This is a genomic window from Luedemannella helvata, assembly GCF_039528415.1.
Classification (GTDB): domain Bacteria; phylum Actinomycetota; class Actinomycetes; order Mycobacteriales; family Micromonosporaceae; genus Luedemannella; species Luedemannella helvata.
This window is the reverse complement of record NZ_BAAALS010000073.1, coordinates 1-1953: the sequence shown is the minus strand read 5'-3', so window position 1 is coordinate 1953 and position 1953 is coordinate 1. Positions and strand designations below refer to the sequence as shown.

Genomic DNA, 1953 nt, shown 5'->3' with positions numbered 1-1953 from the left:
GTTGTGCTCCAGCTCGCGCGCCGGCTCGGGCCTGCTTATGGGATGCACGTTCTTACGGCTGCTTTTACGGGCCTGCGCTGGGAGGAGCTCGTCGGTCTCCACCGGCGGAACGCGCTGCTAACCCGGAAGCAGCGGCATGACGGGAAGGTGTTCTCCTGTCCGATCATCCGGATCGACGAGGACGAGGGCGCGCTAGCCGAGTATTACATCCGCGACGAGGAGGGGAACCGGAAGATCTTCCGGGGGCTGGAGCCTCCGAAGAACGGGCCCTCGGCGCGGGACGTTGACCTACCACCGTTTCTAGCTCAGCTGCTGCGAGAGCACCTGAAGGAGTGGAAATACGACTTCGTCTTCTGCACGCCGACCGGCAAGTGGTGGTGGCGCTCAGAGTGGTTCCGCATCATCAGGCCGGCGGCCGACGGGCGGGAAGCCCGTCCGAAGGCGCGCGGCACAGCGCTCAAGGAGAAATGGGAACCAATCATGCCGGGGCTGACGATGCGCGACCTGCGGCATACGCACGACACGTGGCAGGAGCAGATCGACGTGCGGCCGGTGTTGGGGTACGAGCAGATGGGGCATAAGTACCCTGGCATCAAGGGCACGTACCGGCACCCCACGCCCACCATGCGGCAGCAACGCCTCGACGGGCTTCAGGAGCTGTACGAGCGGGCGATGGGAAACCTCGGGTGGGACTCCGTCTGGGAACGGACCAGATCCCCTAAATCTCTCCTAAATGATCTTCCTGGAGAGGCTTCCGAATAGTCAGCCGGAGGTTCCCTCGCTGGTCACAGCCTCCTCTGCGATCGTCTCATGGTGACGAATTACTTCAGCGATGATGAAGTTGAGGAGCTTCTCGGCGCCCCTGTTGCACCCGCACTGAACAGCGATCGAGCAGCGTCCCCGCAGCTCACAGGCCTAGGGCTGCAGCTTGCCACCCGGCCGCATGCATTCTGAGGTCACTCTTAGGACACTCTCAGACCACTCCTGGTACGAGGCGCCGTCCCCTAAATATCTCCTACGGGGGTCGCATCCTTTCACCAGGTCGCCAGCATGATGAGCGGCTCCTCGCCTACCTGAAGGCGAGGAGCCGCTCGGCGTCAGGATGCCGACCAAAGGGCCACCGATGTCCGACCCCCGACGCGCTCTTGGGTTGGCGTCCGCGACGGTCGGCCAACCTTGATCACAAAAAGCAGGATGTATCCTGCAGACAAGACGATCTTGAAGTATGAGCGTCTAGTGGGTGCAACCCGCAACGCCCCCATGGATCCTCGAAGCCCGCATCAGATTCGGCGACCGCATTCGCGACGCCCGGCGCGAGGCGGACCTCACGCAAGACCAGCTTGCGGAGCTCGCGGGCATTCACCGCACCACCCTGCAAGACACTGAGGCCGGCAAGACCGACCCCAAGTTCAGCTTGATTCTGCGCCTCGCCCGAGCCCTACGCCTCCCGGCGCGGGACCTCATGCCGTAGTCCCCTCATGCCCTGTTTCGGCCACGAGGAACGCCCCTCATCCTGCCTGGCATATGCCGCTCCGGGAAGGGTGCGTGGCGCATTTATCTATACACTGCGTTCACACCCCGTGCGAATGTGTCACTTTTGCCAGTCCTGTCCCAGTGGTTCACCCCTGTCGCGCTCGAACTTACGAGCGAGTAGGTCCGGAGTCAACCATTCCGGGATCGAACCTGTGGCCGGTTCCCGCTCCCCCTAGCGCCGCCGCACCAGGAGGAGCGGGGGTCATGGAGTGCCGCAGCCGTGGCAGGCCCGCGGGAACCAGCGCACCGCCATGTCGGCGACGGCCGCCGGCTGCTCGCCGAGGTCGATGGCCGGGCCGACGCCAAGATGGATCCCGCAGTACACGCACGCCGCACCGCGGACCTGCTCCGTCGACAGATCACCGACCGGCGGGAGAGGAGGAAGGGTGTCGCTCATGCCCGTACTCTGCCCTGCCGGCC

At 64.5% G+C, this 1953-nt stretch carries 2 protein-coding genes and 1 pseudogene; 2 read left to right on the top strand and 1 reads right to left on the bottom strand.

Annotated elements, in window-relative coordinates:
• Nucleotides 1–762, top strand: a pseudogene (locus ABD191_RS28565) (hypothetical protein); the annotation flags it as partial.
• A gap of 478 nt (nt 763–1240) precedes the next feature.
• Nucleotides 1241–1471, top strand: coding sequence for a helix-turn-helix transcriptional regulator (locus ABD191_RS28560; protein WP_030900934.1), 231 nt, complete (start codon nt 1241–1243; stop codon nt 1469–1471).
• A gap of 264 nt (nt 1472–1735) precedes the next feature.
• On the opposite strand, the gene ABD191_RS28555 is transcribed toward ABD191_RS28560, so the two are convergent.
• Nucleotides 1736–1930 carry a hypothetical protein gene (locus ABD191_RS28555; RefSeq protein WP_030900937.1) on the bottom strand — a complete coding sequence of 65 codons (195 nt, stop codon included), beginning with the start codon at nt 1928–1930 and terminating at the stop codon, nt 1736–1738.
• Nucleotides 1931–1953 lie beyond the last annotated feature (23 nt).

Bases quoted from the DNA above. Each gene is read 5' to 3' on its own strand.
- ABD191_RS28555 (WP_030900937.1), bottom strand. From the start codon at position 1,930: ATGAGCGACACCCTTCCTCCTCTCCCGCCGGTCGGTGATCTGTCGACG.